Origin of the sequence: Streptomyces sp. NBC_00569 (assembly GCF_036345255.1) — a bacterium.
Lineage (GTDB): Bacteria > Actinomycetota > Actinomycetes > Streptomycetales > Streptomycetaceae > Streptomyces.
The window spans coordinates 6,997,711-7,024,307 of the sequence record NZ_CP107783.1 but is presented as its reverse complement, the minus strand read 5'-3'; the positions used below and the strand labels follow the sequence as shown (position 1 = coordinate 7,024,307).

Genomic DNA, 26,597 nt, shown 5'->3' with positions numbered 1-26,597 from the left:
GGGCGGCGACCCGCGCGGGCAGCCGCCCCTCTCGGCGTTCCGGAAGGAGCCGCGGGACTACGCCGGCGCGTCCTCCGCGTGCAGGCCCATCGGGCCGTAGATCACCGCGTCGTCCTCGAAGAGGGTGACCTGGTCGGCGCCGCCTTCGGCGAGGGCCTTCCAGTACTCGCCGATCCACGACTCCGCGTCGCCCTGAGTCGTGAACTCCTCGGGCTGCACCGCCGGCTGGACCTCCGTCCCGTCCGACTTCTCGAACCTCCACGTCCATGCCGCCATGTCAGCCTCCAGAGAGTCAACGGACCAGCTCACGGTCTGAGCACTGCCCGGAAGCCTATCCGGGCGAGCGCCACTCGCGGTGGCGCGGGAGGATCTTCCCGTGGAACTCACTCTGCTCGGCACCGGCGCACCCACCGGACTGCCCCGCCCCGACTGCCCCTGCGCGGCCTGCGCCACCGCCCTCGGGCCGGGTGCTCGGGCCGCGACCGCGCTCCTGATCGACGGCACGCTGCTGCTCGACCTGACACCGGGGGCGGCGTTCGCCGCCGCCCGCTCGGGGCACAGTCTCAGCGGCGTACGGCAGGTGCTGCTCTCGCATCCGCACGACGGGCCGCCCGTGGAGGTGCCGGCGGGGCTCGTGACGCCGGGCCGGGTGCCGGACGGGAGCGAGCTGGCGCTGCTGACCGGGCACCGCGTGCGGGCCCTGCCCATGGACTCGCCGGGGACGGGTTACGAGGTGACCGGGCCGGACGGCGAGCGGCTGCTGTACCTGCCGCCGGGCTCGGCGCCCGCGGGCTTCGAGGAGGCCGAACGGCCGTACGAGATGGTGCTCGCCGACATCGTGGACCGCCCGGACGCAGCGGCCAGGCTGCGGGGCGTGGGGGCGATCGGCGCGACGACCGATGTGCTCGCGGTCCACATCGACCACGACGTGCCGCCGGGTCCGGAGCTGACGCGCCGTCTGGCGGCGGCGGGCGCACGGGCCGTGCCGGACGGGACGACGCTCGTGGTGGGGGCGTACGAGGACGTGCCGGACGTGCCGCGCAGGACGCTGGTCCTCGGTGGGGCGAGGTCCGGGAAGTCGGTCGAGGCCGAGCGGCGCCTCGAGGCGTTCCCGGGCGTGCTGTACGTGGCGACGGGCGGCACCCGGGGCGGGGACACCGAGTGGTCGCAGCGGGTGGCGCTGCACCGCGAGCGGCGCCCCGGCTCCTGGAGCACGACGGAGACCTGCGACCTCGTGCCGCTCCTGGCGCAGGACGGTCCCCCGCTGCTCATCGACTGCCTGTCCCTGTGGCTGACGTACGCCATGGACGAGGTGCGGGCGTGGGACGACGCGGAGTGGGCCGGCGGCGGGGAGCGGGCTCTGCGCGAGAAGGTCGCGGCGCTGACGGAGGCCGTGCGGAACACCCCGCGCACGGTCGTCGCCGTGTCGAACGAGGTGGGTTCCGGGATCGTCCCGGCCACCGCGTCGGGCCGCCGCTACCGGGACGAACTGGGGCGCCTGAACACGGCGTTCGCCGCCGAGTGCGAACAGGTACTGCTGGTGGTGGCCGGGCAGGCGCTCGTGCTGCGCGGCTGACGCGGGCGCGTCCGGTCAGGCTTCGGACAGCTGCGGGTCCTTGCCGGGCCCACCGGCGTTCTTGCGGGCCACGACCCGGTAGGCGTTGGAAAAGCGGGTGCGGCCCGCGAGCGGGGCGAGCAGCTGGTCCGCCGCGTAGGCCGCGGCGACGAGGGGCACGACGGCGTACGTGAGCGCCGTGCGCAGCCCGCGCTGGAGCGGGGTGGGGGCCTTGCTGCGCCAGGGGGCGTCGGCGCTCGGCAGCCAGTGGCCGAGGAACAGGGCGAGGCCGGCGGTGAGGTCGAGCGGGACGTGCGCCTCGCGGCGGTCGGTCGCGACGACGGTGTAGCCGAGGCGCTCCAGCTCGCGGCTGAGGTTGTCCATCGGGATGAGGTGCAGGTGCTGGGGCTGGAAGTACGACACCCACCACTTGCCGAGCAGCTTCGCGTAGCGGCTCTCGGGGTCGGGGACCTCGACGAGGAGGTGGCCTCCGGGGCGCAGGACGGTGCGGGCGGCCTTGAGTTCCTCGCGCGGGTCGGTGGCGTGCTCCAGGTAGTGGAACATGCTCAGCGCGTCGTAGCGTCCCGCGAGCGCGGGGGCGAGTTCGGTGAGGGTGCCGCGGTGGGCCTCCTCGACGCGGCCGGCCCTGCGGCCCTCCTCGACGGCGGCTCCGGCGTCGAGCCCGTCGAAGGCGGTGTACGGGTGGACCTCCTTGGCGGCCGCCGGGAAGTGGCCCTGCCCGGTGGCGACGTCCAGCCAGCTCTCCGGCTCGATGAGGGCCAGCAGGGTCCGGGCGGCGGCGCGGTGGCGCCGGGCGGAGCGCCGCGCGGAGTGCGGGGCGTTCAGGAGCCGGGCGGAGTGGCCGGCGTCGAGCCCGTCGTAGAAGTCCCGGTAGTAGAAGGCCAGGCCCTCGGGGGTCAGGCGCGGGTTCTGGAAGGAGTGCGAGCAGGCGCGGCACTGGTCGACGACGAAGGTGCCGGGCTTGTGCTGGAGGAGGTCGGTGGTCCGCAGCCGGGTGCGCAGGCGGCCGGAGCCGCACCAGGGGCAGTCGGTCCTGCGCGGCTCGTGGAACCGGTCGGTGCCCTGGGCGAGTTCGGTGAGATAGGCGGGCCGCCGCTCGGCGACGGCCTCGGTCGTGGGGGTCATCACGAACTCCTGCGGGACGGTCCGAAGGGCGCCGCACCACCCTGGGGCGGCACGACAATCCGGGGCATCCAGGAACGTAAAGGATCACGGAGAGACCCGCAACGACGCTGCGGATGCGATGCATCGCATGGCGTAACACCACGTCATGCGCCATGCCGGGGAACGGCCGGTACTGTTCGGCGAATGAGCTCGCTGAATCTCGACGACTTCACCGATCTGATCGAGCGCCCCGACGGCGGGACGCGCCGCGACGCCGAGGAACGCCGTGCCCGCTTCGCGGTGCCGCCCGGCGCGCTCGGCCGCCTCGACGAGCTGGGCGAGTGGCTGTCGGCCGCCCAGGCCGCCGTGCCGGTCAAGCCGCTGGAGCGGCCGCGCGTGGTGCTGTTCGCGGGTGACCACGGGGTCGCGGAGCTCGGGGTGTCGGCGCGGCCCGCGGGAAGTGCCGCGGCGCTGGTGCGCCAGGCCGTCGAGGGCGGGAGCGCGTCGGCGATCCTCGCGCGGCGCCTGGGAGTTCCGGTACGGGTCGTCGACATGTCACTGGACTGCGAGCCCGACGAACTGCCCGCCGAGGTCGTACGGCACCGGGTGCGCAGGTCGTCCGGGCGCATCGACATCGAGGACGCGCTGACGCCCGAGGAGGCGGAGGCGGCGTTCCGTGCGGGCATGGCCGTCGCCGACGAGGAGGCGGACTCCGGCACGGACCTGGTGGTCCTCGGGGATCTCAGCGTGGGCGGGACCACTGCGGCCGCGACGCTGATCGCGGCGCTGTGCGGGACGGACGCGTCCGTGGTGACCGGGCGCGGCGGCTCTCCGATCGACGACCTGGCGTGGATGCGCAAGTGCGCGGCCGTGCGGGACGCCCTGCGGCGGGCCAGGCCCGTGCTCGGCGACCAGCTGGCGCTGCTCGGCGCGGTGGGCGGCGCGGACCTCGCCGCCGCGACCGGGTTCCTGCTGCAGAGCGCGGTGCGGCGTACGCCGGTGATCCTGGACGGCGTGGTGTCGGCGGCGTGCGCGCTCGTCGGGCAGCGGATCGCTTTCCGGGCGCCGGACTGGTGGCTGGCGGGCCAGTCGAGCGGTGAGCCCGCGCAGGCGAAGGCGCTGGACCGGATGGCGATGGAGCCGCTGCTCGACCAGGGCGTGACGGTGGGCGAGGGAGCCGGGGCGCTGCTCGCGCTGCCGCTGGTACAGGCTGCCGCGGCGCTGGCGGCGGAGCTGCCGGAGGCCCCGCAGGCCGCCGAGCAGCCGTCGGCCGCCGAGGAGCCGGAGACCGCGGACGCGACCGAGTAGGGCACCGGGCACGCCTTTTTGACGGCGGGTCGCGGCGGGTTCGGTCCCGCCGCGACCCGCCGTTTCGCGCCCCGGCGATGCTCGCCCCACATCACCTTAAATGCCCCATATGCTCCGTGCCTATGGCAGATGAACACACGAGCGCTCCACCCGCGCGCCCCGCCCACGCCTCCACCCCCACCACGAAGCGGGCGGCCGCCTTCCTCGTCTGGTACCTGCGCGTCGTCACGTTCATCAACTTCCTGAGCGCGGTCTGGGTCTCCCTCGGCCAGGACCTGCAACGGCACAACACCGACAACTACTTCACCCCGTACCTGCTGACCGCCGGCTTCGCGTCCGGGGTCTTCACCTGGTTCCTGGCGATCACGATGCGCCGCCGCAAGCGCGCCGCGTGGATCCTCAACCTCGTGCTCAGCGGGCTCTTCCTGGTCCTGTTCGTCGTCGTCATGTTCTTCCCCGAGGTGCGCCGCTACGCGCAGAACTGGATCTCGCTCGTCCTGACCGCCGCGTTCGTCGTCGCGCTGCTGCTCGGGCGGCGGGAGTTCTACGCGAAGGGCGACCGCTCGAACGCGAAGCTCGCGGCCGCGGTCGGGATCGGCGGACTCCTCGTGACGTCCCTGTTCGCGACGTTCCTGGTGACCGTCACCAACCAGGCGCACAACGGACACCACTCGACGTTCCTCGAGCGCTGGCGCTACGGCACCCTGCGCCTCATCTCGGTCGCCACCGACGAGTCCCGCTACCCCGGCATCACGTCGCCGAACTGGGTCAACGTCGCCATCAACATCCTGAGCACCCTCCTCCTGCTCGCCGTCGCGTACGCCGCGTTCCGCTCCCGCAAGGCCGTCGACCCCATCACCCCCGACGACGAGGCCAGGCTGCGCGCGCTGCTCGACAAGGAGGGCGACCGGGACTCGCTCGGCTACTTCGCGCTGCGCCGCGAGAAGAGCGTCGTGTGGTCGCCGACGGGCAAGGCGGCCGTGGCGTACCGCGTCGTCGGCGGGGTCTCTCTCGCGTCGGGCGATCCGATCGGCGACCCCGAGGCCTGGCCCGGCGCGATCGCACCCTGGCTCATGGAGGCGCGCGAACACGGCTGGAGCCCGGCCGTGATGGGCGCGAGCGAGGAGGCGGGCACCATCTACGCCCGGCACGGCCTCGACGCCCTCGAACTCGGCGACGAAGCCATCGTCGAGATCCCTGAGTTCACCCTGGAGGGCCGCGCCATGCGCACCGTCCGGCAGGCCTACAACCGGGTCAAGCGCGCGGGTTACGAGGTGCGGATCCGGCGCCACGAGGACATCCCCGCCGAGGAGATGACGTACTTGCTCCAGCGCGCCGACGACTGGCGCGACGGGGCGACCGAGCGCGGCTTCTCGATGGCGCTCGGGCGGCTCGGCGACCCGGCGGACGGACGCTGCGTGATGCTCGAATGCTCCGACGGGAAAGGCGAGTTGAAGGCCGTGCTCTCGTTCGTCCCGTGGGGACCGGAGGGGCTCTCGCTCGACCTGATGCGGCGCGACAGGGACTCCGAGAACGGGCTGATGGAGTTCATGGTGATCGAACTGCTCCAGCGGGCCGCGGAGATCGGGATCACGCAGGTGTCGCTGAACTTCGCGATGTTCCGGTCCGTCTTCGAGCGTGGCTCGCGGCTCGGCGCGGGCCCGGTGCTGCGCCTGTGGCGCTCGCTGCTCAGCTTCTTCTCACGGTGGTGGCAGATCGAATCCCTGTACCGGGCCAACGCGAAGTACCGGCCCATCTGGGAACCCCGCTTCCTGCTCTTCGAGAAGAGCGCCGACCTGCCGCGGATCGGCCTCGCCTCCGCACGCGCCGAGGGCTTCCTGGAGGCGCCGGGCCTGCCGAACTGGATGCACCGCAGGCATCTGGAGCCGCGCCCGTGAGATCCCCGGCCGCCCTGGCGCGCGCCGAGTGGGGCCCGCTGTGGTCGACGGTGCACAGGGGGCTCGTCGCCAAGAGGTGGCGGGCGGCGCCGATGACGCTCGGCGCGATCTGCCTCACGGCCCTGTTCCAGTACGTGCAGAACCAGTCCTGGGGTTATCGGTTCGTGGAGGACGTCGGCTCCGTACGGGCCGAGGACGCGCTGTGGCTGTCCGCGCTGCGCACCCCGCTGTCCCTCTTCGTGCCGGCGCTCGACCTGCCGGTGTGGGGCGCGCTCGCACAGGTCCTGATCGTGTTCGGCATCGCGGAGATCTGCCTCGGCTGGAGGGGCACGCTCGCCGTCGGATACGTCGCCACCCTCGCCGGCACCCTCTACGCCCGCCTCGGCATCGCCCTCGGCCCCGACGGCCCGCTCGGCCTGCCCGCGTCGGACGCGCAGCTCGTCGACAACGGCCCCTCGGCGGCGGTCGTCGGTCTCGCCGTGTACGTGTGCTGGCGCCATCGCGCCTGGCGGACGGCGGGCGTGGTGGTCGCCGTCATGGCGATCGAGGCGGCCATGAAGCCGAACCTCGCGGGCAAGGAACACCTGGCGGCGATGGCCGCGGTCGCCCTGGTCGCCGTGGCGCGGTGGGCCTTCGGCACCGTGCGTCACCGGGACGCCGAGCGCTCCGAGTCGGGTGTGCCGCCGATCAGGTCCTGAAAGCCCCGGCTCAGCTTCGACCAGCGCCGGTCGTGCCGGTAGGCGCGCAGCCGCGATCTGGCCCTGGCCCTGGGGCGCCGCCGGTACCAGCGCTTGGCCCACGCCGATCCGGGCCGCGCGAGCCTGATGGCCCCGAACAGCGCGACGAACGGCACGAGTACGCCGACGATCGCGAGCCGGGGCTTCCCCTTGAACATGGCCAGCACGACGAACAGAAGGTTGACCAGGACCGTGAGGATCGCGGTACCGCGCCCCTGCTCCTCCTGTCCCGTCACGTCGTTGACGCCGAGCGGCGAGAAGCCGCTGAGGACGAGCAGCCCGAGCGCCGCCGCGAGGACCACCACCTCCACGCTCTGCCGGCCCTGTTCGGTCCAGTACACGTCGGCGAGGTGCAGGATCAGCGCGAACTCGTCGAGGACCAGGCCCGCCCCGGTCCCGAAGATCACCGCGCAGATCGAGGCGCCGACGCCGTGCCGCCCGCTGCCGACCGCGCCGAACCCGCCGATGACGGTGAGGATCACGCCCGGCACCACGTGATGGATGTGCATGCCGCCCGGCGTGACGTTGCGGAACGGCCCGCGCCCGGCTCGGATGAGGCGCGTGATCGTACGGGTGGCCGCGAAGGTCAGCAGGAACGCGGCGAGGGCGAGCAGCAACGGCAGCTTCCCCGGCTCGACGATGTTCCGGTACCACCAGTCACCCATGCGGCCATCCTGCCGCCGGGGCACAGGCGCCGCCCGCTGTGCTGGGCCCCCCGGGTAGCCTGCCGGGATGCCCGCAACCCCGGCCGACGGCCTCCGCTTCGCCTTCGGCACCCTCACCGTGCTCCCGGTCAAGGTCACCCGATGGGACCGCGAGGCGGCCCGCGCCGGAATGCTCTGTGCCCCCGTCGCCGGGCTCGTCGTGGGCCTGGCCGCCGCCGCGCTCGGCGGGATCCTGACGCTGCTCGGCGCCGGACCGCTGCTCGCGGCCGTGGCGAGCGTGAGCGTCCCGGCCGCGCTGACCCGGGGACTGCACCTGGACGGGCTCGCCGACACCGCCGACGGCCTCGGCAGCGGCAAGCCGGCCGAGGACGCGCTGCGCATCATGAAGCAGTCGGACATCGGCCCGTTCGGCGTCATCACCCTCGTGCTCGCGCTCCTCGCCCAGGTCGCCGCGCTCACCGAGCTGTACGCGCACTCGTGGGCCCGCGGCGCGCTCGCCGCCGTCGTCTCGGCACTCGCCGCCCGGCTCGCGCTCACCCTGGCCTCGCGCGCCGGTGTCCCGCCGGCCCGGCCCGAGGGCCTGGGCGCGGCCGTCGCCGGGACGGTGCCCGTGCGCGGGGCGCTGCTCGCCGCCGCCGTGACCGTGTGCGCCGCCGGTGCCGCGGGCGCCGTCACCGGCTCGGCGTACGGCGCCGTGCGCGGCGCGGCGGCCGCCGTACTGGCCTGCTGCGCGGCCGAACTCCTGCTGCGCCACTGCGTGCGCCGCTTCGGCGGAGTGACCGGTGACGTCTTCGGCGGCGTCGCCGAGACCGCCGCAACCACGGCCCTCGTCGTCCTCACCTTCGGCTGACAAGGCCGCGGTCGCCTACCGCGAAGCGCACCCTCGCGCACACGGGCGTAGGCTCCCCAAGGGGCCATACACCCCACGGCCCGTCAGAACTTGTTCAGACACCATGAAAGTAGGGACCTCACCACCGTGACTGCTCTGACTCTCAGCACCGCCGCCGCGTCCGGCCTGCGTGCCGACGCGATCGTCGTCGGTGTGGCGAAGGGTGCTGCATCGAAGTCCGCAGGGCTCGTCGTCGCCCCCGGCGCGGAGGCCGTGGACAAGGCCTACGACGGCAAGCTCGCCGCCGTCCTGGAGACCCTCGGCGCCTCCGGCGGTGAGGGCGAGGTGACGAAGCTCCCCGCCCCCTCCGGCTTCAAGGCCCCGGTCGTCCTCGCCGTCGGTCTCGGTCCGGTGCCGGAGAAGGACGAGACGTACGACGCCGAGGCCCTGCGCCGCGCCGCCGGTGCCGCCGCCCGCGCGCTGGCCGGTACGAAGAAGGCCGCGTTCGCCCTGCCCGTCGAGGACTCGGGTGACGCGGGCGCGATCGCGGAGGGCGCCCTGCTCGGCGCCTACTCCTTCGACGCCTACAAGGAGTCGGCCCAGGACGGCAAGAAGAACGGCAAGGCGCCGATCGCCGAGATCGCCCTGCTCGGCGCCAAGCCCCGCGACAAGGCGTTCAAGGCCGCCGTGGAGCGCGCCCTCGCCGTGACCGAGGAGCTCAACCGCGCCCGCGACCTGGTCAACACCCCGCCGAACGACCTGACCCCGGAGGCCTTCGCGGCCGTCGCCTCGGCCGCGGCCAAGGAGCACGGCATCAAGGTGCAGGTCCTCGACGAGAAGGCGCTCGTCAAGGGCGGCTTCGGCGGCATCCTCGGCGTCGGCGCCGGCTCGGAGGCCCCGCCGCGCCTGGTGAAGCTCTCCTACACGTCGTCCAAGGCGGACAAGCACCTCGCCTTCGTCGGCAAGGGCATCACCTACGACTCGGGCGGCATCTCCCTCAAGCCGGCCGGGCACAACGAGACGATGAAGTGCGACATGGCCGGCGCCGCCGCCGTGTTCGCCGCCGTCGTCGCCGCCGCGCGCCTGGGCCTCAAGGTGAACGTCACCGGCTGGCTGGCGCTCGCCGAGAACATGCCGTCGGGCTCGGCGACCCGCCCGGGTGACGTCCTTCGCATGTACTCCGGCAAGACCGTCGAGGTCCTGAACACGGACGCCGAGGGCCGCCTGGTCCTGGCCGACGCCATCGCCAAGGCCTCCGAGGAGACGCCCGACGCGATCGTCGACGTCGCCACGCTGACCGGCGCGATGATGCTGGCGCTCGGCAACCGCACGTTCGGCATCATGGCGAACGACGACGCTTTCCGTACGTCGATCCACGAGGTCGCAGAGGAGGTCGGCGAGCCGTCCTGGCCCATGCCGCTCCCCTCCGACCTGCGCAAGGGCATGGACTCCGCCACCGCCGACATCGCCAACATGGGCGAGCGCATGGGCGGCGGCCTGGTGGCCGGCCTCTTCCTCCAGGAGTTCGTCGGCGAGGGCATCACATGGGCCCACCTCGACATCGCGGGCCCGGCCTTCAACGAGGGCGGCGCGTCCGGCTACACGCCCAAGGGCGGCACCGGTTCCGCGGTCCGCACGCTGGTGCGCCTCGCGGAGCGCACGGCCGACGGTGACCTCGGCTGACGCGTAAGTCACGGCTCGACAGCCCCCGGGTGCGACGGCACCCGGGGGCTGTTCGCTTTCGACGAAATCCGCAGCCTCCCGGACCCCGTCAACCGGGTTTCAGGTGTAACCGCCGTCTCACCCCCGGGCCCGGCGTCCCGTCCGCCTCCGACAAGTGCGAAGATGGGTCCTCGGCAGGACAGGGCCCCCACCACAGGGCCGAAGCATAAAAAAGCGGCCGGACACCAGCCGCCGCCCGGTCACTGCAGACCGGCGTACGGCGCACATGCATGGAGGACGTGACGTGGCGAACGACGCCAGCACCGTTTTCGACCTAGTGATCCTCGGCGGTGGCAGTGGCGGTTACGCCGCGGCCCTGCGCGGAGCGCAGCTGGGCCTGGACGTCGCCCTGATCGAGAAGAACAAGCTCGGCGGCACCTGCCTGCACAACGGTTGTATCCCGACGAAGGCCCTGCTGCACGCCGGTGAGATCGCCGACCAGGCGCGCGAGGCGGAGCAGTTCGGGGTCAAGGCCTCCTTCGAGGGCATCGACATCGCGGGCGTCCACAAGTACAAGGACGACGTGATCTCCGGCCTGTACAAGGGCCTGCAGGGTCTCGTCGCCTCCCGCAAGGTGACGTACATCGAGGGCGAGGGCCGTCTGTCGTCCCCGACCTCCGTGGACGTGAACGGCCAGCGCGTCCAGGGCCGCCACGTGCTCCTCGCGACCGGCTCCGTGCCGAAGTCGCTGCCGGGCCTGGAGATCGACGGCAACCGCATCATCTCCTCGGACCACGCGCTGAAGCTGGACCGCGTCCCGCAGTCCGCGATCATCCTCGGCGGCGGCGTCATCGGCGTCGAGTTCGCCTCCGCGTGGAAGTCCTTCGGCACCGACGTCACCGTCGTCGAGGGCCTGAAGCACCTCGTGCCCGTCGAGGACGAGAACAGCTCCAAGCTCCTGGAGCGCGCCTTCCGCAAGCGCGGCATCAAGTTCAACCTCGGCACCTTCTTCGAGAAGGCCGAGTACACGCAGGACGGCGTCCGCGTGACCCTCGCCGACGGCAAGACCTTCGAGGCCGAGGTCCTCCTGGTCGCCATCGGCCGCGGCCCGGTCTCGGCCGGTCTCGGTTACGAGGAGCAGGGCGTCGCGATGGACCGCGGTTACGTCCTGGTCGACGAGTACATGCAGACCAACGTGCCGACCGTCTCCGCCGTCGGTGACCTCGTCCCGACGCTCCAGCTCGCGCACGTCGGCTTCGCCGAGGGCATCCTGGTGGCGGAGCGTCTGGCCGGTATCAAGACCGTCCCGATCGACTACGACGGCGTGCCGAAGGTGACGTACTGCCACCCCGAGGTCGCCTCCGTCGGTATCACCGAGGCCAAGGCCAAGGAGATCTACGGTGCGGACAAGGTCGTCGCTCTGAAGTACAACCTCGCGGGCAACGGCAAGTCCAAGATCCTCAAGACCGCGGGCGAGATCAAGCTCGTCCAGGTCAAGGACGGTGCCGTGGTCGGCGTCCACATGGTCGGTGACCGTATGGGCGAGCAGGTCGGCGAAGCCCAGCTGATCTACAACTGGGAAGCGCTGCCCGCCGAGGTCGCCCAGCTCATCCACGCCCACCCGACGCAGAACGAGGCACTCGGAGAGGCCCACCTGGCCCTCGCGGGCAAGCCGCTGCACTCGCACGACTAGGTCAGGCCGCAGGCTGGACCCAGTCGTCCCTGTCGTCCCCTGGGCGCGACGACCGACCACAGACTTCCGCACTCCCCCAAGCTCTCAACATCGCTCGAGCAGGGGAGACCCCACTAAGGAGCAACAGAAACCATGTCGGTTTCCGTATCCCTTCCGGCGCTCGGTGAGAGTGTCACCGAGGGCACCGTCACCCGCTGGCTGAAGGCCGAGGGCGAGCGCGTCGAGGTCGACGAGCCGCTGCTCGAGGTCTCGACCGACAAGGTCGACACCGAGATCCCCTCGCCCGCCGCCGGCATCCTGGCCTCCATCAAGGTCGCCGAGGACGAGACCGTCGAGGTCGGCGCCGAGCTCGCCGTCATCGACGACGGCACGGGCGCGCCCGCCGCCGCCCCGGCCCCCGCCGCTGCCGAGGCCCCGGCCCCGGCCGCCGCTCCGGCCCCCGTGGCCGAGGCCCCCGCGGCCCCGGCCGCCGCCCCGGCCGCTCCGGCCGCCCCCGCCGGTGCCGCTTCCGGCACCGACGTCGTGCTGCCCGCTCTCGGCGAGTCCGTCACCGAGGGCACCGTCACCCGCTGGCTGAAGGAGGTCGGCGAGGAGGTCGCGGAGGACGAGCCCCTGCTCGAGGTCTCCACGGACAAGGTCGACACCGAGATCCCCTCCCCCGTCGCCGGCGTTCTCCTGGAGATCTCCGTCGCCGAGGACGAGACCGCCGAGGTCGGCGCCAAGCTGGCCGTCATCGGTGCTCCCGGTGCCGCTCCGGCCGCCGCCGCGCCCGCCGCCCCGGCTGCTCCGGCCGCCGCTCCGGCCCCGGCTGCCCCCGCCGCTCCGGCTCCTGCCCCGGCTGCCCCCGCCGCTCCGGCTCCTGCCCCGGCTGCCCCCGCCGCTCCGGCTCCGGCTCCGGCTCCGGTCGCCCCCGCGGCTCCGGCTGCTCCGGCCCCCGCCCCGGTCGCCGCTCCCGCTCCGGTCGCCCCCGCGGCTCCGGCCCCCGCCGCGGTCTCCGGTGACGACGGCGCGTACGTGACCCCGCTGGTCCGCAAGCTCGCGTCGGAGAACGGCGTGGACCTGGGCACCGTCAAGGGCACCGGCGTCGGTGGCCGTATCCGCAAGCAGGACGTCATCGCGGCCGCCGAGGCCGCGAAGGCCGCCCCGGCCCCCGCCGCCGCTCCGGCCGCCGCGAAGGCCCCGGCCCTGGAGGTCTCTCCCCTCCGCGGCCAGACGGTCAAGATGACCCGCATGCGCAAGGTCATCGGCGACAACATGATGAAGGCGCTGCACTCGCAGGCCCAGCTGACCTCGGTCGTCGAGGTCGACATCACCAAGCTGATGAAGCTGCGCGCCAAGGCGAAGGACGCGTTCGCGGCCCGTGAGGGCGTCAAGCTCTCCCCGATGCCGTTCTTCGTCAAGGCCGCCGCCCAGGCGCTGAAGGCCCACCCGGTCGTCAACGCCCGGATCAACGACGACGAAGGCACCATCACGTACTTCGACTCGGAGAACATCGGCATCGCCGTTGACGCCGAGAAGGGTCTGATGACGCCGGTCATCAAGGGCGCGGGCGACCTGAACATCGCCGGGATCTCGAAGAAGACCGCCGAGCTGGCCGGCAAGGCCCGCGGTGGCGGCCTCACGCCGGACGACATGTCCGGCGCGACCTTCACGATCTCCAACACGGGCTCGCGCGGTGCGCTCTTCGACACCGTCATCGTGCCGCCGAACCAGGCCGCGATCCTGGGCATCGGCGCCACGGTGAAGCGTCCGGTCGTCATCAACCACCCGGACCTCGGCGAGACCATCGCCGTCCGGGACATGACGTTCCTGTCGCTCTCCTACGACCACCGTCTGGTGGACGGCGCGGACGCCGCCCGCTACCTGACCACGGTCAAGGCGATCCTGGAGGCCGGCGAGTTCGAGGTCGAGCTCGGCCTGTAACTCTCGTCTCATCAGCGCGTACGCCCCCGTCCGAAGGTCTTCCGGACGGGGGCGCCGCCGTATTGTCTAGAGGTCAATGCACCTTGGGGTCTGTGCCCCCTCTGGAGGAGCCATCATGACCGCGCCCGTCGTCCACTCGCTGCGCGAACAGATCCGCGAGCACATCGTCGAGGGGATCGTCAGCGGGCGCTGGAAGCCGGGCGAGCGCATCGTGGAGCGCCGCATCGCGACAGAGTTGGAGGTCAGCCAGACTCCCGTGCGGGAGGCCCTGCGGGAACTGGAGAGCCTGCGCCTGATCGAGTCCGCCCCCAACAAGGGTGTCCGGGTGCGGAATCTGACGGCCGCGGACCTGGAGGAGAGCTACCCGGTCAGGGCCGGCCTGGAGGCCATCGCGGCGGAGCTGGCGGCCGGAAAGCTGGCCGAGGACTGCTCGGCCCTCGAACCCCATGTGGCGGCCCTCTACCGCGCCGACCAGGAGGCCGACGGGACGGGCCAGGTGCGGCACACGGTCGCCTTCCACCGCGAGCTGGTGCGTGCCGCGGGGAACTCCGTGCTCCTGCACACCTGGGAGGGCCTCGGCATCGAGGTGTTCACGGCCCTGTCCATCCGTTGGCTGGGCACCGTCCAGCAGTCGTACGCGGAGGAGCACGAGGCGCTCGTGGCCGCGTTCCGGCGCCGGGATCCCGCGATCGCGGAGCTGGTGAAGGCACACGTGCTCGGCTGCGCCCCGCGCGCCTGAGCCACACCCCGCTCAGACGTCGTCGCGTCACCGCTCCGACCTGCGCATACTCAGCGTTCCGCCTTCGAAATCAAGGCACCCGGTGCCCCGTTCAATGGCACCGGATGCCCACTTTTTCCGTCTGAGGAAGTTTTCTCCTTCAACCCTTTGATCGATCATCGATCAGGGAGTTAGAGTCGCCGACGGGTCTCCACCAGAGACCCACGCCCTGTCCTGCCAAAGACCTAGGGCACCCCCACCCTTTCCGCTAAGGGAACCCCCCTCCGACTCAGGAAGGCGGCGCAATGACCGACCCCTCCGCAATCCAGCCGAGCGAGCTCGACCAGCTCCCGGACCGCGACCCCGAGGAGACTGCCGAATGGCAGGCCTCCCTGGACGCCGTTACCAAGGCGGCCGGGCCGCACCGTGCCGCGTACCTGATGCGCCGCACGCTGGAGCGCGCCGAGGGCTCAGGCCTGGCGCTGCCGAAGCTCCTCGAGACCGACTACGTCAACACCATCCCGACCGCGGCAGAGCCGGCGATCGAGGGTGACGAGGCGCTGGAACTGAAGATCGCCGCGTGGAACCGCTGGAACGCGGCCGCGATGGTGACCCGTGGCTCCAAGTACGGCGTCGGCGGCCACATCGCCACGTTCGCCTCGGCGGCCTGGCTCTACGAGACCGGCTTCAACCACTTCTTCAAGGGGAAGGAGGGCGACGGCTCCGGCGACCAGCTGTACATCCAGGGCCACGCCTCCCCCGGCATCTACGCCCGCGCCTTCCTCGACGGCCGCCTGAGCGAGCAGCAGCTCGACCGCTTCCGCCAGGAGTCCGGCGGCGACGGCCTGCCGTCGTATCCGCACCCGCGGCGCCTGCCCTGGCTGTGGGAGTTCCCGACCGTCTCCATGGGCCTCGGCCCGCTGTCGGCGATCTACCAGGCGCGGTTCAACCGCTACCTCACCAACCGCAAGATCAAGGACGTCTCCGCCTCGCACGTGTGGGCGTTCCTCGGTGACGGCGAGATGGACGAGCCCGAGGCCACCGCGGCCCTGGCGCTCGCCTCGCGTGAGGGCCTGGACAACCTGACCTTCGTCATCAACTGCAACCTGCAGCGCCTCGACGGCCCGGTCCGCGCCAACTTCCGCGTGGTCCAGGAGCTGGAGGCGCAGTTCCGCGGCGCCGGGTGGAACGTCATCAAGACGCTCTGGGGCTCCGCCTGGGACGAGCTGTTCCAGCTCGACACGACCGGCGCGCTCGTGCGCCGGCTGCGCGAGGTGCCGGACGCCCAGTTCCAGACGTACGCGACCCGCGACGCCGCGTACATCCGCGAGCACTTCTTCGGCTCCGAGCCCGCGCTCGTCGAGCTGGGCAGGCTGCTCACGGACGACAAGATCGCCGAGTGCTTCAAGGTCTCGCGCGGCGGCCACGAGCCCCGCAAGGTGTACGCGGCCTACCGTGCGGCCCTGTCGCACGAGGGCGCGCCGACCGTGATCCTGGTCCAGACGGTCAAGGGCTTCACGCTGGGCAAGGGCTTCGAGTCCAAGAACGCCAACCACCAGATGAAGAAGCTGACGGTGGACGAGTTCAAGGACATGCGTGACCTCCTTGAACTGCCCATCTCCGACAGCCAGTTCGTCGACGGCCAGGTCCCCTACGGCCACCCGGGCGCCGACTCCCCCGAGGTCCGTTACCTCCAGGAGCGCCGCGCGGCCCTCGGCGGCCCCGCCCCGGCCCGCCGCACGCACGCGATCGCCCCGCTGCCGGCCCCGGCCGACAAGGCGTTCGCCTCCTTCGACAAGGGCTCCGGCTCGCAGTCGGTCGCGACGACCATGGCGTTCGTACGCCTGGTCAAGGACCTCGTACGCGACAAGGAGACCGGCAAGCGCTGGGTGCCGATCGTCCCGGACGAGGCGCGCACCTTCGGCATGGAGTCGCTGTTCCCCTCGCTCGGCATCTACTCCCCCAAGGGACAGACGTACGAGCCGGTCGACCGCGACCAGCTGATGTACTACAAGGAAGCCACGGACGGCCAGATCCTCAACGAGGGCATCACCGAGGCCGGCTCCATGGCGGACTTCATCGCCGCGTCCTCCGCGTACGCCACGCACGGCGAGGCGATGATCCCCTTCTACATCTTCTACTCGATGTTCGGCTGGCAGCGCACGGCCGACCAGATGTGGCAGCTCGGCGACCAGCTGGGCCGCGGCTTCCTGGTCGGTGCCACCGCGGGCCGTACGACGCTGACGGGTGAGGGTCTGCAGCACGCGGACGGTCACTCGCCGGTCATCGCGGCGACCAACCCGGCCGCGCTGTCCTACGACCCGGCGTTCGCCTACGAGATCGGCGCGATCGTCAAGGACGGTCTGCGCCGCATGTACGGCGCGGCTGCCCCGGGCGAGGACCAGAACGTCTTCTACTACCTGACGGTCTACAACGAGCCGATGCCGCAGCCGGCCAAGCCCGCGGGCGTGGACGAGGGCATCCTCAAGGGCCTGTACCGCTTCAACACCGCCGAGTCGGCCGGGGTGAACGTGGCGGCCGCCAACGCCCCCCGCATCCAGCTGCTCGGCTCGGGCACGGCGATCCACTGGACCCTCGAGGCGCAGAAGCTGCTCGCCGAGGAGTGGGGTGTCGCCGCCGACGTGTGGTCCGCGACCTCCTGGACCGAGCTGCGCCGCGACGCCCTGGAGGCGGACGAGGCGATCCTGCGCGGCGAGGAGCGCACTCCGTACATCCGTAAGGCGCTCGACGGCGCCCAGGGCCCGGTCCTCGCGGTCTCCGACTACATGCGTCAGGTCCCCGACCAGATCGCGCAGTGGGTCGAGCAGGACTACACCTCGCTCGGTGCGGACGGCTTCGGTCTCTCCGACACCCGTGAGGCGGCCCGCCGCCACTTCGGCATCGACGCGCAGTCGATCGTCGTCGCGGCCCTGGCCCAGCTCGCCCGCCGCGGCGAGGTCAAGGCCTCGGCCGTGAAGGAGGCGCGCGAGCGCTACGGCCTGTAGTTCCTTGTCATGCGTGCCCCGTCCCGATTGCCGGGGCGGGGCACGCGTGCGTGAATGAGGAGGAGTCCAGGGGGGCGCCGTTCACGGGAGATGTACGTCCATGAAGATCTCCAAAACCCCGTCAGCGCCCTGCTGGGCGGACCTCTCCACGCCCGACACCGACGCGGCCCGGCTCTTCTACCAGGGGCTCCTCGGCTGGCGCAGCGAAGTGGTGTCCGGTCCGCGGTCGGAGGGCTACGGCCTCTTCAGGTCCGGTGACGAGCTCGTCGCGGGCATCGGCCCGACCAGGAACCCGAAGGAACCGTCGGCGTGGCTGCCGTACTACCAGTCGGCCGGAGTCGACGCGGTCATCGCGCGCGTGAAGGGCAACGGCGGCACGGTGGTCACGGGCCCGGAGACCATCGCGGAGGACGGCGTCTTCGCGGTCTGCCAGGACCCGTCGGGGGCCGCGTTCGGCCTGTGGCAGCCGATCACGAACACGGGCTTCGGCGTCGTCAACGCGCCCGGGAGTTTCTGCTGGTTCGAGCTCCTGACCCGCGACCCGGACGGGTCCAAGGACTTCTACCAGTCCGTGCTGGGCTGGGGCGCGAAGCGGCACCCCTACGGGGGCGGGGGCACCTACACCGAGTGGAGCGTCGACACCGAGCCCTTCGGGGGCATGCTCGACACGGCGTCGGGCTCGTTCCCCGAGGATCTGCCGGCGCACTGGATGGTGTACGTCGCCGTCGAGGACACCGACACGACGGCGGCCCGCTGCAAGGAGCTCGGCGGGCAGATCCTGGTGCACCCGACGACGATCGAGCCGGGCCGGTTCGCGGTGCTCGCCGATCCGCTGGGCGCCTCGTTCGCGGTCATCACGTACGCCCCGCGCTGAGGGCCAGCATCATGGGCCCATGCGTGCTGCCCGCCTGATCAAGATGGTGTTGTTGCTCCAGTCCCGGCCGTCGATGACGGCGGGTGAGCTGGCGCGCGAACTGGAGGTCTCGGAGCGGACGGTGACCCGGGACGCGCAGGCGCTGTCCGAGGCGGGCGTGCCGGTGTACGCGGACCGGGGCAGGGCGGGCGGGTACCGGCTGATCGGCGGCTACCGGACCCGGCTGACCGGTCTGGCGCGCGGCGAGGCGGAGGCCCTGTTCCTGTCCGGGGTGCCGGGCGCGCTGCGCGAGATGGGCCTCGAGGACGCGGCGTCGGCCGCGCGGCTGAAGGTGTCGGCGGCGCTGCTGCCGTCGCTGCGGGACGCCTCGCGCACGGCGACGCAGCGGTTCCATCTGGACGCGCCGGGCTGGTTCAAGGAGCCGCGGACGCCCGAGCTGCTGCCCGCGGTGGCGGACGCGGTGTGGGACGACAGGGTGGTGCGCGCCCGCTACCGCCGTGACGAGGCCGCGGCCGAGGTCGAGCGCGAACTGGAGCCGTACGGGCTCGTCCTGAAGGCGGGTGTCTGGTATCTGTGCGCCCGCGTCGCGGGCGGCGGGACCCATCGGGTGTACCGGATCGACCGGTTCACCGGCGTCGAGGCGGCCGGGGAACGCTTCGTACGGGACGAGGAGTTCGACCTGCCGGGGTTCTGGGAGGAGCGGGCCGAGCAGTTCGCGCGGTCCATCCTGCGCGCGGAGGTCGTCCTGCGACTGTCCCCCACGGGGCTGCGGCAGCTTCCGCACGTGACCGAACCGGTGTCCGTGCGTGCGGCACGGGAGTCGGCCGGCGAGCCCGACGAGGAGGGGTGGGTGACGGTGACTCTGCCGGTCGAGTCGGAGGACGTCGCGTACGGCCAGCTGTTCGCGCTCGGGCCGGAGGCGGAGGTCCTCGCCCCCTCCGGTCTGCGCGAGCGTTTCGCCGACGCGGCGCGGCGGACGGCGGACCGCTACCGGTGAGCCGCCGGGCGCCGTGCCCTCGGCATGTGCGCGCATAACGAACTGGCGCAGCTCCGGTACTCGGCGTGCGTCCCCGACCCCCAAGGCAGATGCTTGTCCCGTGATGGACGAGACGGAGTTCTGGGAGATCGTGGACAGCACCCGCGAGGCCGCCGAGGGCGACCCCGAGGACCATGCCGAGCTGCTCGTCGACCGGCTGCTCCAGGCCGACCCCGACGCGGTGCTCGACTTCGCCCGTCACTTCGAGTCCCGCTACCACCGCGCCTACCGCTGGGATCTGTGGGGCGCCGCGTGGGTGCTGCTCGGCGGGGCGAGCGACGACGCGTTCGACTACTTCCGCTGCTGGCTGATCGGCCAGGGCCGGGAGGTCTTCGAGGGCGCGCTGCACGAGCCGGACTCACTCGCCGATCTGCTGGGCGAGTTCGACGAGGAGATCGACGGTGACGGCGAGGAGCTCGGCTACGCGGCGGACGAGGCGTACGAGGAGCTGACCGGCGCGGTGGCGCCCGATCTCGGCATCCCGGCCGCGCCCGCGGAACCGGAGGGCACGCCGGTCGACTTCGAGAACGCGGCGGAGCTCGAGCGGCTGTACCCGAAGCTCTCCGAGCGTTTCGGGACGTAGGCCCGGGGGTTCACCGCCTGGCTGCCCGGATCGTCTCCTCGATGCCGGGGAACGCGAACGTGAAGCCTGATTCGAGGAGCCGGGTCGGCACGGCCCGCGTGCTGCCGAGGACGTCGCCCGCCATCTCGCCGAGGGCCAGGCGCAGGGCGGGGGCGGGGGCCGTGAAGAGGGTGGGGCGGTGCAGCACGCGCCCCATCGCGGCGGTCACCTCGCCGTTTGTGACGGGGTGCGGCGCGGTGAGGTTCACGGGGCCCGACAGCTCGTCCGTGGCGAGGATGTGGCGCAGGGCCGCGATCTCGTCGTGCAGCGCGATGTACGACCAGTACTGGCGGCCGTCGCCCATGCGTCCGCCGAGCCCGGCCAGGAACAGGGGGAAGAGCCGCGCCCAGGCCCCGCCGTCGCGGGACACGACGAGCCCGGACCGCGCGAACACGGTGCGGATCCCGGCCTCCTGGGCGGGCGCCGCGGCCTCCTCCCACTCCACGCACAGCTGTGGCAGGAACCCGTCCCCGGGCGGCGCGCTCTCGTCGACGGCGCGCGTGCCGGTGTCGCCGTAGTAGCCGACGGCGCTGCCGTTGACGAAGACGCGGGGAGGCTGTTCGAGCGTGGTGACGGCCTCGGCGAGCGTCGCGGTGCCGAGGACCCGGCTGTCGCGGAGTTTCTTCTTGTACTCGTCGGTCCAGCGTTGGTCGCCCACGCCCGCGGCGGCGAAGTTGAGAACCGCGTCGCACCCGGAGAGCCCGGCCGCGTCGACGGACCCCCGTTCCGGGTCCCAGCGGACCTCGTCCGGGGCCGCAGGTTTTCTGCGGACCAGGCGGACGACGTCGTGCCCGTCGGCGCGCAGGGACCGGGTGAGGGCGGAACCGATGAGGCCGGAGGCGCCGGCGACGGCGAACCGGGAGCGTTGTACGGGTGCGGAATCGCTCTGGGTCATGGGTCCATCCTGCCGCGTGAAACGCCCGGCGGCCGGTTGTGGGCCGGTCGTACAGTGGCCCCCATGTCACAGCCGTACATACGTCTCGCCCGCCCCGACGACGAGGAGGGGCTCGCCCGGCTCGACCGTGCCGCCTGGTCGACGCTGCACTCCGTCCAGCCGCAGCCGCAGCCGCCGTACGACCCGTTCTTCTCGGAGCGGTTCGGGCCGCGGGACCATCTGGTCGCGGAGCTCGACGGGCGGCTCGCCGGTTACGTACGCATCGCCTATCCCACGTCGCTCGCCGTCCACGCCCATGTCCGGCAGATCCAGGGACTCGCGGTCGCCGCCGAGGCGCGGGGCGCCGGGGTCGGCCGGGCGCTGGTCCGCGCGGCGGTGGAACACGCCCGCAAGGCCGGCGCGCGCCGTATGACACTGCGGGTGCTCGGGCACAACGGTCCCGCGCGGGCGCTGTACGAGTCCGAGGGGTTCGTGGTCGAGGGCGTCCTGCCGGAGGAGCTCCTGCTGGACGGGAAGTACGTGGACGACGTCCTCATGGGCCAGGCCCTGTGAGCGGGGCGCGGCGGTCCTGACGGACCCGCCCGAGGTGCGGGGACGGCCTTCCCGTAGGAGCGTGAAGGGGTCCATGGGAAGGAGCCCGCCGATGACCGGGGCGTTGTCGCGTCGCCGGGACGGCGAGGAGCGGGCCTGGCTGCGCGGGGCACCGCCGCCGCGCTGGGTGCGAGTGCTGCCGGTCGCTCTGCTCGTCGCCCTGTGCACGGCCCAGCTGGTCACCGAGGAGAAGCTGGACCTCGGTTTCCTGCTGGGGGCGATCCCGCCGCTGGCCGCCCTCACGTACGGGCCCGCCGCCACGGCGCTGCTCGGCGGCATCGTGATCGTCCTGCTGAACGTGCCCTTCATGGACCTCGGACGCCCAGGCAACAGCGATGTGCTCACGGTCTCCTTCGTGGCGCTGCTCAGCGTGCTGATCGGCTGGGTCCGCAGCCGGCGCGACGACCAGCTCGTCACCGTGCGCACGGTCGCGGAGGCGGCCCAGTTCGCCGTGCTTCCGCCGCTGCGCGACCGGGTCGGGTCGGTGCGCTGCGCGGGCCTGTACCGGGCGGCCGAGCGCGGGACGCTGGTCGGCGGCGACCTGTTCGACGTCCGCAGGGGACCGGCCGGGGTGCGGGCCGTGATCGGCGACGTGCAGGGCCACGGGCTGTCCGCGGTGGGCACGGTGGCGGGGCTGCTCGGCGCGTTCCGTGAGGCGGTGCTCGACCAGGCGGATCTGGAGGGGGTCGCGGCGCGCCTCGACCGCAGGCTCGTGGTCGACTCGGCCGAGGACGAGCACGCCGAGCTGTTCGCGACCGCGCTGCTGCTCGAGTTCCCCGACGACTCCCCGGTGGTACGGGCCCTTTCGTGCGGCCATCCGCGGCCGCTGCTCCTGCGCGGGCAGGAGGTCATCGAGCTGCCGGTGTCGTCCGGGGCGCCTCTCGGGCTCGGGATCGCGGGCCTCTCCCCGCCGGAGCAGCTCACGGTGCGGCTGCGGCCGGGTGACCGGCTGCTCGGTCTGACGGACGGGCTGATCGAGGCGCGGGACTCGTCCGGCGCCTTCTATCCGCTGGCGGAGCGTCTGATCCGGTTCAGCGCGGACGATCCGGCGGAGCTGACGGACGCGCTGTGGCGGGACGTGGTGCGGTTCGCGGGGACGGTACGGGACGATCTGACGATGCTCGTGTTCGCGCCGGAGATCGACCCGTCGGACGACTGACGGTCACCGGCGGCCGGCGCCCTGCCCGCCGCCCCCCAACAGGCTGATCCCGCCCGTCAGTTCGCGCAGGCAGCGGAGCGCGAGGACCGCCGGTGAGCCGGTCGCGCCCGTCGCGGGCACGTCGGTGGCGGCCCAGACCTCCAGGGCGATCCGGATGGCGTCGGTGGCCGCGGCGGCGGCGAGCCGGACGTCGAGGGGGTCCGCCTCCTCGCCCGCGAGCCGCGCGAGGACCGGCACGAGGCGCTCCTCCGACTCCTGGTTGACCCGGTACCAGACGGCCCGCAGCGCGGCGTCGCCCTGGGCCGCGCGCAGCAGCCCTCTGGTCGTCTCCAGCTGTTCGGGGCCGTGGTCGCCGGGGGCGGAGAGCGTGGAGGTGACGGCCGTCTCCAGGGTGAGCCGCAGGTCGGCGCCGGGCTCTGCGTCCGCGAGGAGGGCGCGCCAGGCGTCGCCGCCCGCGGCGAGGAGCGGCCCGACCGCGTCCTGCTTGCCCCGGAAGTAGCGGTAGAAGGTGCGCAGCGCGACGCCCGCACGGTGGGCGATGTCCTCGGCCGTCGTGCCGTCGGGGCCGTGCTCGGCGAAGAGTTCGGCGGCGGCGCGGGCGATGTCCAGCTGGGTGGCGGCCTTGCGCCGCTCGGTCAGGGAGGGCTGCGGACTGCGCTGATCGTTCGTGGGGCTCACCCGGGAAGCGTATGCGCCCGGGAACAAACCTGCACGTTCTGACGTTATGGCAAAACGTGCCACTCGGGCGTACGGTGGACAGCGAATCCGGCGATCCCGGTGACGCGGATCGTGAAGAGAATGAAGTGGAGCAGCACATGAGCCCGAACCTGAACCGCTACGAAGGCCGTCGCGTACTCGTCACCGGTGGTGGCTCCGGCATCGGCCAGGCCACCGTGCTGCGGGTCCTCGCCGAGGGCGCCCGCGCAGTCGCCGCCGACGTCAGCGAGGCGGGCCTGAAGGACACCGTCGAGAAGGCGACCGCCGCGGGTACCGTGGACCGGCTGACCACGGTCGTCGTGAACGTCGCGGACGAGGCCTCCGTGCGCGCGGGCGTCGCCGCCGCCGTCGAGACGCTCGGCGGCCTGGACGTGCTGGTCAACGCGGCCGGCATCCTGCGCTCCTCGCACACCCACGAGACGTCCCTCGCCGACTTCAACCAGGTGCTCCAGATCAACCTGGCCGGCACGTTCCTGATGATCCGCGAGTCGATCCCCGCGCTCCTCACCGGTGACGGCTCCGCCGTCATCAACTTCAGCTCGACGTCGGCGACGTTCGCCCACCCCTACATGGCGGCGTACGCGGCGAGCAAGGGCGGCATCCAGTCCATGACGCACGCCCTGGCGAGCGAGTACAGCAAGCAGGGCATCCGCTTCACGGCCGTGCAGCCCGGATCCATCTCCTCCGGCATGACCGACGGCTCCGGCGCCAGCCGGCAGAGCAGTGGCCCCGGCCTGCCCGAGGACGCCGACATGAGCCTGTTCATGAAGCTGGCGCCGGCCATCGGCCAGGGCTTCGCGGGGCCGGAGAGCGTGGCGTCCGTCGTCGCGCTGCTCGGCTCGGACGACGGCAGGTTCATCACCGGCACCGAGGTCAGGATCGACGGCGGTACGCACTTCTGACCTGCGGCGGAGGCGGGTCCCGGCCTGCGGCGGGGTCCGCCGCATCACTCATACGGCGCAGCGTGCGGGGCGGGCCCCGGGCGCGCGACGGAGAGTGACACATATGCGCGTCTTCCGTATGGCGTTGTGCAGCGCACCAGGGGCCGTGGCCTTCGGCCTCCTGCTGATGTGTGCAGCGACCGTGGGACCCGGCCACGGCGGTTCGGCGGCGAGGTCGGGCCAGGCGGCGGGCCTCGCCGACCGGGCCGCGCCGGTGCTGCCACCTGCCGCCGTACCGGCGCGCCGGCCGGTCAACGGTCCGCACACCGCCGCGCTGCCCCGGATCGTGCCGCGGGCCAAGTGGCTGGCCGACGCCGGGTACCGCAAGCCGCCCGCCCGGTACGCCGACCGCGTCACGGCGGTCTTCATCCACCACACGGACTCGCCGAACGGCTACGACTGCGCCGACACGCCCGGCATCATCCGCTACCTGTACGCGGGCCAGGCGGGCGACCGGAACTGGGACGACATCGGCTACAACTTCCTCGTCGACAAGTGCGGCACGATCTACGAGGGCCGGGCGGGCGGCGTCGACAAGGCGGTCGTGGGGGCGCACGCCCAGGGCTTCAACCGGGGCACGGCGGGCATCGCCGCCATCGGCACCTTCGGCGCGGACACCCCGGTGCCCCCGGCCATGGCGGAGTCCATCGCGGCGCTGGCCGCCTGGAAGCTGGGCCTCGCGAACGTCGACCCGCGCTCCCGCGTCCGCCTGACCTCGACGAACAGCCTCAGCCGCTTCCCCAAGGGCAGGACGGCGGAGTTCAACGCCATCGCCGCACACCGGGACGAGTACGAGACGTACTGCCCGGGCCAGGCCCTGATGGCCGCGCTCCCGGAGATCAGGCAGCGGGCGGCAGCGCTCCAGGGGCGCTAGGAACCCCCTCGTCCGGCGGCCCCGGGCGCCCCCCGTGCGACCGTGCCCGGGCTACGCGCGACTCCCTGTGCCGGGGCCCGGACCTACCCTCGACGGACTCGGGTACAGCCCGGGTGTTCCGGAGCCGTACGCGGGTTCGCCCGGGGGTAGGACGCCTTCGGAGCCCGCCTTCGTGCGCCGGCCTGAAGGCCCGGGGTACGAGCGGCGGCTCTCACCAGCCGCACAACCGCCAGGGAGGCGCACGTGCCTGAGCCCGCACAGCACGCGGACGTCGTCATCGTGGGAGCCGGAGTCGCCGGACTCCTGGCCGCCCACCGCCTGACCAGGGCGGGCGTACCCACCCTGGTCCTGGAGGCCGGCCCCTGTGTGGGCGGCCTCATGTCCACCGAGAAGGTCGACGGGTTCCGCCTGGACCGGATCGGCCGACTCCTGTGCACCTCGTACCCCGAACTGCGCCGCAATCCGGGCCTGGACGCCCTCGTCCTGCGCTCCTTCTCGCCCGGTGTGCTGGTGCACAGCGACGGCCGCCGCCATCGCGCCGGGGAACTCCCGGCCCCACGGCGCGCAAAGGGCGCACTCACGACGGCGCGCGCCCTCGCGAGCGCCCCCAGGGTGCCCCGCCCCCGCACCGCCAGGAGCCCGCGCCCCACCGCTCCGCTCGGCAGCCCCCTCGACCACGCCCGGCTCGCCAGGGCCTTGGCCCGCCTTGCCGCGACGCCCGTCCCCCGTCTCCTCGCGCGCCCCGAACTCCCCGCCTCCGAGGCGCTGATCGGCCGCGGGCTGCCCGCCCGTACCCTCGACGGCTTTGTGCGCCCCCTCCTGTCGGCGCTCCTGTGCGACCCGGACCTGACCTCGTCGAGCCGGTGCGCGGATCTCGCCCTGCACGCCTACGCGCGCGGCCGCCTCTGCGTCCCCGAGGGCGGCGCCGACGCGCTGCCCGAGCTGCTCGCCGCCGGGCTCCCGCCGGGCACGGTCCGCACCGGCGTCCGCGTCAGTGCCATCTCCGCGAACTCGGTGACGACCGAGGAACACGGTGAACTCCGGTGCCGTTCCACGCTGTTGGCGACCGGGGCGCGCGCCGCGGCCGGGCTGCTCCCGGGGCTGCGTGTGCCGGACTTCCACCCCGTCACGGTCGTCCACCACGCGGTCCCCGAGCCGCCGCTCGCCGACCCGGCGCTGCTCCTCGACGCCGACCGGCTCGGCCCTGTCGCGTACACCGCGGTGATCAGCCAGGTCGACCCGACCCGCGCCCCCGCCGGCCGCGCGCTCGTCTCCTCGACGGTCCTCGGACCGCCGCCGCCCGAGCGCGAGCTGCGGGCCCAACTGAGCGCCCTCTACGGCACGTCGACCTCCGACTGGGAGACCCTCGCGGTCCACCACGACCCGGAGGCGGTTCCCGCGATGCCGGCCCCGCACGACCTGCACCGCCCGGTGCGGCTCCTCGACGGGCTCTACGTGTGCGGCGACCACCGTGGCACGAGCACGGTGCAGGGCGCCCTCCTCTCGGGCCGCCGGGCGGCGCACGCGATCCTCACGGACCTGGGCGTCCGAGCGACCCCGGCGACAGGCAGGTTGCCGGCGGCCGCCTGACCGATATCCTCACCACACATCCGACCTCTACGGGTCCCCCTTACGCGCCCGTCTCCGTGGCACATTCCGGAGGCGGGCGCCCTCATTCCCTCACGCGCACTCTTGCCTCCACGGCAACTCCCCTCTACGGTCCCCAGGTCCGCACCCTTGTCCCTGGAGGCCGCAGTGCGAAGAACGGCG

Annotated in this window: 23 protein-coding genes; 18 read left to right on the top strand and 5 right to left on the bottom strand. The window is 72.8% G+C overall.

Translation table 11 applies throughout. The annotated features are described in order from the left end of the window. Positions 1-57 precede the first annotated feature (57 nt). A complete protein-coding gene (locus OHO83_RS31540; protein WP_100592141.1) occupies positions 58-276 on the bottom strand; it encodes a hypothetical protein in 219 nt (72 codons plus the stop codon). A gap of 100 nt (positions 277-376) precedes the next feature. Here OHO83_RS31540 and OHO83_RS31535 point away from each other — a divergent pair, with 100 nt between their 5' ends. After that, positions 377-1,576 (top strand): bifunctional adenosylcobinamide kinase/adenosylcobinamide-phosphate guanylyltransferase, encoded by a 1,200-nt coding sequence (locus tag OHO83_RS31535; protein ID WP_330280074.1) that lies wholly within the window; start codon positions 377-379, stop codon positions 1,574-1,576. Positions 1,577-1,591: 15 nt separating this feature from the next. Here the strand turns inward: OHO83_RS31535 and OHO83_RS31530 are convergent, their stop codons facing one another. After that, entirely contained in the window at positions 1,592-2,701 is a 1,110-nt protein-coding gene (locus OHO83_RS31530; RefSeq protein WP_330280073.1) for a class I SAM-dependent methyltransferase, read from the bottom strand. A 183-nt stretch (positions 2,702-2,884) separates the two neighbouring features. Here OHO83_RS31530 and cobT point away from each other — a divergent pair, with 183 nt between their 5' ends. The 3 genes from cobT to OHO83_RS31515 all read left to right on the top strand — a co-directional run bounded on the left by cobT (position 2,885) and on the right by OHO83_RS31515 (position 6,584). Further along, positions 2,885-3,988 carry a nicotinate-nucleotide--dimethylbenzimidazole phosphoribosyltransferase gene (gene cobT, locus OHO83_RS31525; RefSeq protein ID WP_266669773.1) on the top strand — a complete coding sequence of 368 codons (1,104 nt, stop codon included), beginning with the start codon at positions 2,885-2,887 and terminating at the stop codon, positions 3,986-3,988. 122 nt (positions 3,989-4,110) lie between these two features. Beyond that, a complete protein-coding gene (locus tag OHO83_RS31520; protein WP_266669775.1) occupies positions 4,111-5,886 on the top strand; it encodes a phosphatidylglycerol lysyltransferase domain-containing protein in 1,776 nt (591 codons plus the stop codon). Then, complete coding sequence (locus tag OHO83_RS31515; protein ID WP_266669777.1) at positions 5,883-6,584, top strand: hypothetical protein; 702 nt, start codon at positions 5,883-5,885, stop codon at positions 6,582-6,584. Before OHO83_RS31520 ends, OHO83_RS31515 begins: the two co-directional genes overlap by 4 nt. On the opposite strand, the gene OHO83_RS31510 is transcribed toward OHO83_RS31515, so the two are convergent. Further along, positions 6,533-7,288 carry a hypothetical protein gene (locus OHO83_RS31510; protein WP_266669779.1) on the bottom strand — a complete coding sequence of 252 codons (756 nt, stop codon included), beginning with the start codon at positions 7,286-7,288 and terminating at the stop codon, positions 6,533-6,535. The genes OHO83_RS31515 and OHO83_RS31510 overlap by 52 nt on opposite strands. A gap of 67 nt (positions 7,289-7,355) precedes the next feature. Here OHO83_RS31510 and OHO83_RS31505 point away from each other — a divergent pair, with 67 nt between their 5' ends. The 9 genes from OHO83_RS31505 to OHO83_RS31465 all read left to right on the top strand — a co-directional run bounded on the left by OHO83_RS31505 (position 7,356) and on the right by OHO83_RS31465 (position 19,611). Then, positions 7,356-8,138 carry an adenosylcobinamide-GDP ribazoletransferase gene (locus OHO83_RS31505; protein WP_329435539.1) on the top strand — a complete coding sequence of 261 codons (783 nt, stop codon included), beginning with the start codon at positions 7,356-7,358 and terminating at the stop codon, positions 8,136-8,138. A 126-nt stretch (positions 8,139-8,264) separates the two neighbouring features. Beyond that, entirely contained in the window at positions 8,265-9,800 is a 1,536-nt protein-coding gene (locus tag OHO83_RS31500; RefSeq protein WP_266669783.1) for a leucyl aminopeptidase, read from the top strand. Positions 9,801-10,083: 283 nt separating this feature from the next. Next, on the top strand, positions 10,084-11,472 hold the full coding sequence (lpdA, locus tag OHO83_RS31495; RefSeq protein WP_266669785.1) for a dihydrolipoyl dehydrogenase: 1,389 nt from the start codon (positions 10,084-10,086) through the stop codon (positions 11,470-11,472). A 132-nt stretch (positions 11,473-11,604) separates the two neighbouring features. Then, entirely contained in the window at positions 11,605-13,395 is a 1,791-nt protein-coding gene (sucB, locus tag OHO83_RS31490) for a 2-oxoglutarate dehydrogenase, E2 component, dihydrolipoamide succinyltransferase (RefSeq protein ID WP_330280072.1), read from the top strand. Positions 13,396-13,510: 115 nt separating this feature from the next. After that, positions 13,511-14,134: a GntR family transcriptional regulator gene (locus OHO83_RS31485; RefSeq protein ID WP_100592131.1), complete on the top strand. Its 624-nt coding sequence runs from the start codon at positions 13,511-13,513 to the stop codon at positions 14,132-14,134. Between the two features lie 284 nt (positions 14,135-14,418). Next, entirely contained in the window at positions 14,419-17,118 is a 2,700-nt protein-coding gene (gene aceE, locus OHO83_RS31480) for a pyruvate dehydrogenase (acetyl-transferring), homodimeric type (RefSeq protein WP_266669789.1), read from the top strand. Positions 17,119-17,218: 100 nt separating this feature from the next. Next, entirely contained in the window at positions 17,219-17,992 is a 774-nt protein-coding gene (locus OHO83_RS31475; RefSeq protein WP_266669791.1) for a VOC family protein, read from the top strand. A 19-nt stretch (positions 17,993-18,011) separates the two neighbouring features. Then, positions 18,012-18,989 carry a helix-turn-helix transcriptional regulator gene (locus tag OHO83_RS31470; protein WP_330280071.1) on the top strand — a complete coding sequence of 326 codons (978 nt, stop codon included), beginning with the start codon at positions 18,012-18,014 and terminating at the stop codon, positions 18,987-18,989. A 103-nt stretch (positions 18,990-19,092) separates the two neighbouring features. Beyond that, positions 19,093-19,611 carry a DUF4240 domain-containing protein gene (locus tag OHO83_RS31465; RefSeq protein WP_266676289.1) on the top strand — a complete coding sequence of 173 codons (519 nt, stop codon included), beginning with the start codon at positions 19,093-19,095 and terminating at the stop codon, positions 19,609-19,611. Positions 19,612-19,621: 10 nt separating this feature from the next. Here the strand turns inward: OHO83_RS31465 and OHO83_RS31460 are convergent, their stop codons facing one another. After that, positions 19,622-20,545: a TIGR01777 family oxidoreductase gene (locus OHO83_RS31460; RefSeq protein ID WP_266669795.1), complete on the bottom strand. Its 924-nt coding sequence runs from the start codon at positions 20,543-20,545 to the stop codon at positions 19,622-19,624. A 63-nt stretch (positions 20,546-20,608) separates the two neighbouring features. Between OHO83_RS31460 and OHO83_RS31455 the strand changes: the two genes are divergently transcribed. Together OHO83_RS31455 and OHO83_RS31450 are read left to right on the top strand one after the other, a co-directional pair. Beyond that, positions 20,609-21,097, top strand: a complete 489-nt coding sequence (locus OHO83_RS31455) for a GNAT family N-acetyltransferase (RefSeq protein WP_329435533.1) — start codon at positions 20,609-20,611, stop codon at positions 21,095-21,097. Positions 21,098-21,188: 91 nt separating this feature from the next. Further along, positions 21,189-22,295 carry a PP2C family protein-serine/threonine phosphatase gene (locus tag OHO83_RS31450; protein ID WP_266669799.1) on the top strand — a complete coding sequence of 369 codons (1,107 nt, stop codon included), beginning with the start codon at positions 21,189-21,191 and terminating at the stop codon, positions 22,293-22,295. A 3-nt stretch (positions 22,296-22,298) separates the two neighbouring features. Here OHO83_RS31450 and OHO83_RS31445 read toward each other — a convergent pair whose 3' ends face one another. Further along, a complete protein-coding gene (locus OHO83_RS31445; protein WP_266669801.1) occupies positions 22,299-22,973 on the bottom strand; it encodes a TetR/AcrR family transcriptional regulator in 675 nt (224 codons plus the stop codon). Positions 22,974-23,110: 137 nt separating this feature from the next. Here OHO83_RS31445 and OHO83_RS31440 point away from each other — a divergent pair, with 137 nt between their 5' ends. The 3 genes from OHO83_RS31440 (at position 23,111) to OHO83_RS31430 (ending at position 26,417) form a co-directional block, all read left to right on the top strand. After that, positions 23,111-23,914, top strand: coding sequence for an SDR family NAD(P)-dependent oxidoreductase (locus tag OHO83_RS31440; RefSeq protein WP_266669803.1), 804 nt, complete (start codon positions 23,111-23,113; stop codon positions 23,912-23,914). A 103-nt stretch (positions 23,915-24,017) separates the two neighbouring features. After that, complete coding sequence (locus OHO83_RS31435) at positions 24,018-24,827, top strand: peptidoglycan recognition protein family protein (protein ID WP_266669804.1); 810 nt, start codon at positions 24,018-24,020, stop codon at positions 24,825-24,827. A gap of 243 nt (positions 24,828-25,070) precedes the next feature. Then, a complete protein-coding gene (locus OHO83_RS31430; RefSeq protein ID WP_330280070.1) occupies positions 25,071-26,417 on the top strand; it encodes an NAD(P)/FAD-dependent oxidoreductase in 1,347 nt (448 codons plus the stop codon). Positions 26,418-26,597: the final 180 nt, after the last annotated feature.

Coding starts and splice junctions, on each gene's coding strand:
- OHO83_RS31440 (WP_266669803.1), top strand. CDS start 23,111: ATGAGCCCGAACCTGAACCGCTACGAAGGCCGTCGCGTACTCGTCACC.
- OHO83_RS31455 (WP_329435533.1), top strand. CDS start 20,609: ATGTCACAGCCGTACATACGTCTCGCCCGCCCCGACGACGAGGAGGGG.
- cobT (WP_266669773.1), top strand. CDS start 2,885: ATGAGCTCGCTGAATCTCGACGACTTCACCGATCTGATCGAGCGCCCC.
- OHO83_RS31435 (WP_266669804.1), top strand. CDS start 24,018: ATGCGCGTCTTCCGTATGGCGTTGTGCAGCGCACCAGGGGCCGTGGCC.
- OHO83_RS31530 (WP_330280073.1), bottom strand. CDS start 2,701: ATGACCCCCACGACCGAGGCCGTCGCCGAGCGGCGGCCCGCCTATCTC.
- OHO83_RS31485 (WP_100592131.1), top strand. CDS start 13,511: ATGACCGCGCCCGTCGTCCACTCGCTGCGCGAACAGATCCGCGAGCAC.
- aceE (WP_266669789.1), top strand. CDS start 14,419: ATGACCGACCCCTCCGCAATCCAGCCGAGCGAGCTCGACCAGCTCCCG.
- OHO83_RS31470 (WP_330280071.1), top strand. CDS start 18,012: ATGCGTGCTGCCCGCCTGATCAAGATGGTGTTGTTGCTCCAGTCCCGG.
- OHO83_RS31540 (WP_100592141.1), bottom strand. CDS start 276: ATGGCGGCATGGACGTGGAGGTTCGAGAAGTCGGACGGGACGGAGGTC.
- OHO83_RS31460 (WP_266669795.1), bottom strand. CDS start 20,545: ATGACCCAGAGCGATTCCGCACCCGTACAACGCTCCCGGTTCGCCGTC.
- sucB (WP_330280072.1), top strand. CDS start 11,605: ATGTCGGTTTCCGTATCCCTTCCGGCGCTCGGTGAGAGTGTCACCGAG.
- OHO83_RS31450 (WP_266669799.1), top strand. CDS start 21,189: ATGACCGGGGCGTTGTCGCGTCGCCGGGACGGCGAGGAGCGGGCCTGG.
- OHO83_RS31475 (WP_266669791.1), top strand. CDS start 17,219: ATGAAGATCTCCAAAACCCCGTCAGCGCCCTGCTGGGCGGACCTCTCC.
- OHO83_RS31510 (WP_266669779.1), bottom strand. CDS start 7,288: ATGGGTGACTGGTGGTACCGGAACATCGTCGAGCCGGGGAAGCTGCCG.
- OHO83_RS31505 (WP_329435539.1), top strand. CDS start 7,356: ATGCCCGCAACCCCGGCCGACGGCCTCCGCTTCGCCTTCGGCACCCTC.
- OHO83_RS31520 (WP_266669775.1), top strand. CDS start 4,111: ATGGCAGATGAACACACGAGCGCTCCACCCGCGCGCCCCGCCCACGCC.
- OHO83_RS31465 (WP_266676289.1), top strand. CDS start 19,093: ATGGACGAGACGGAGTTCTGGGAGATCGTGGACAGCACCCGCGAGGCC.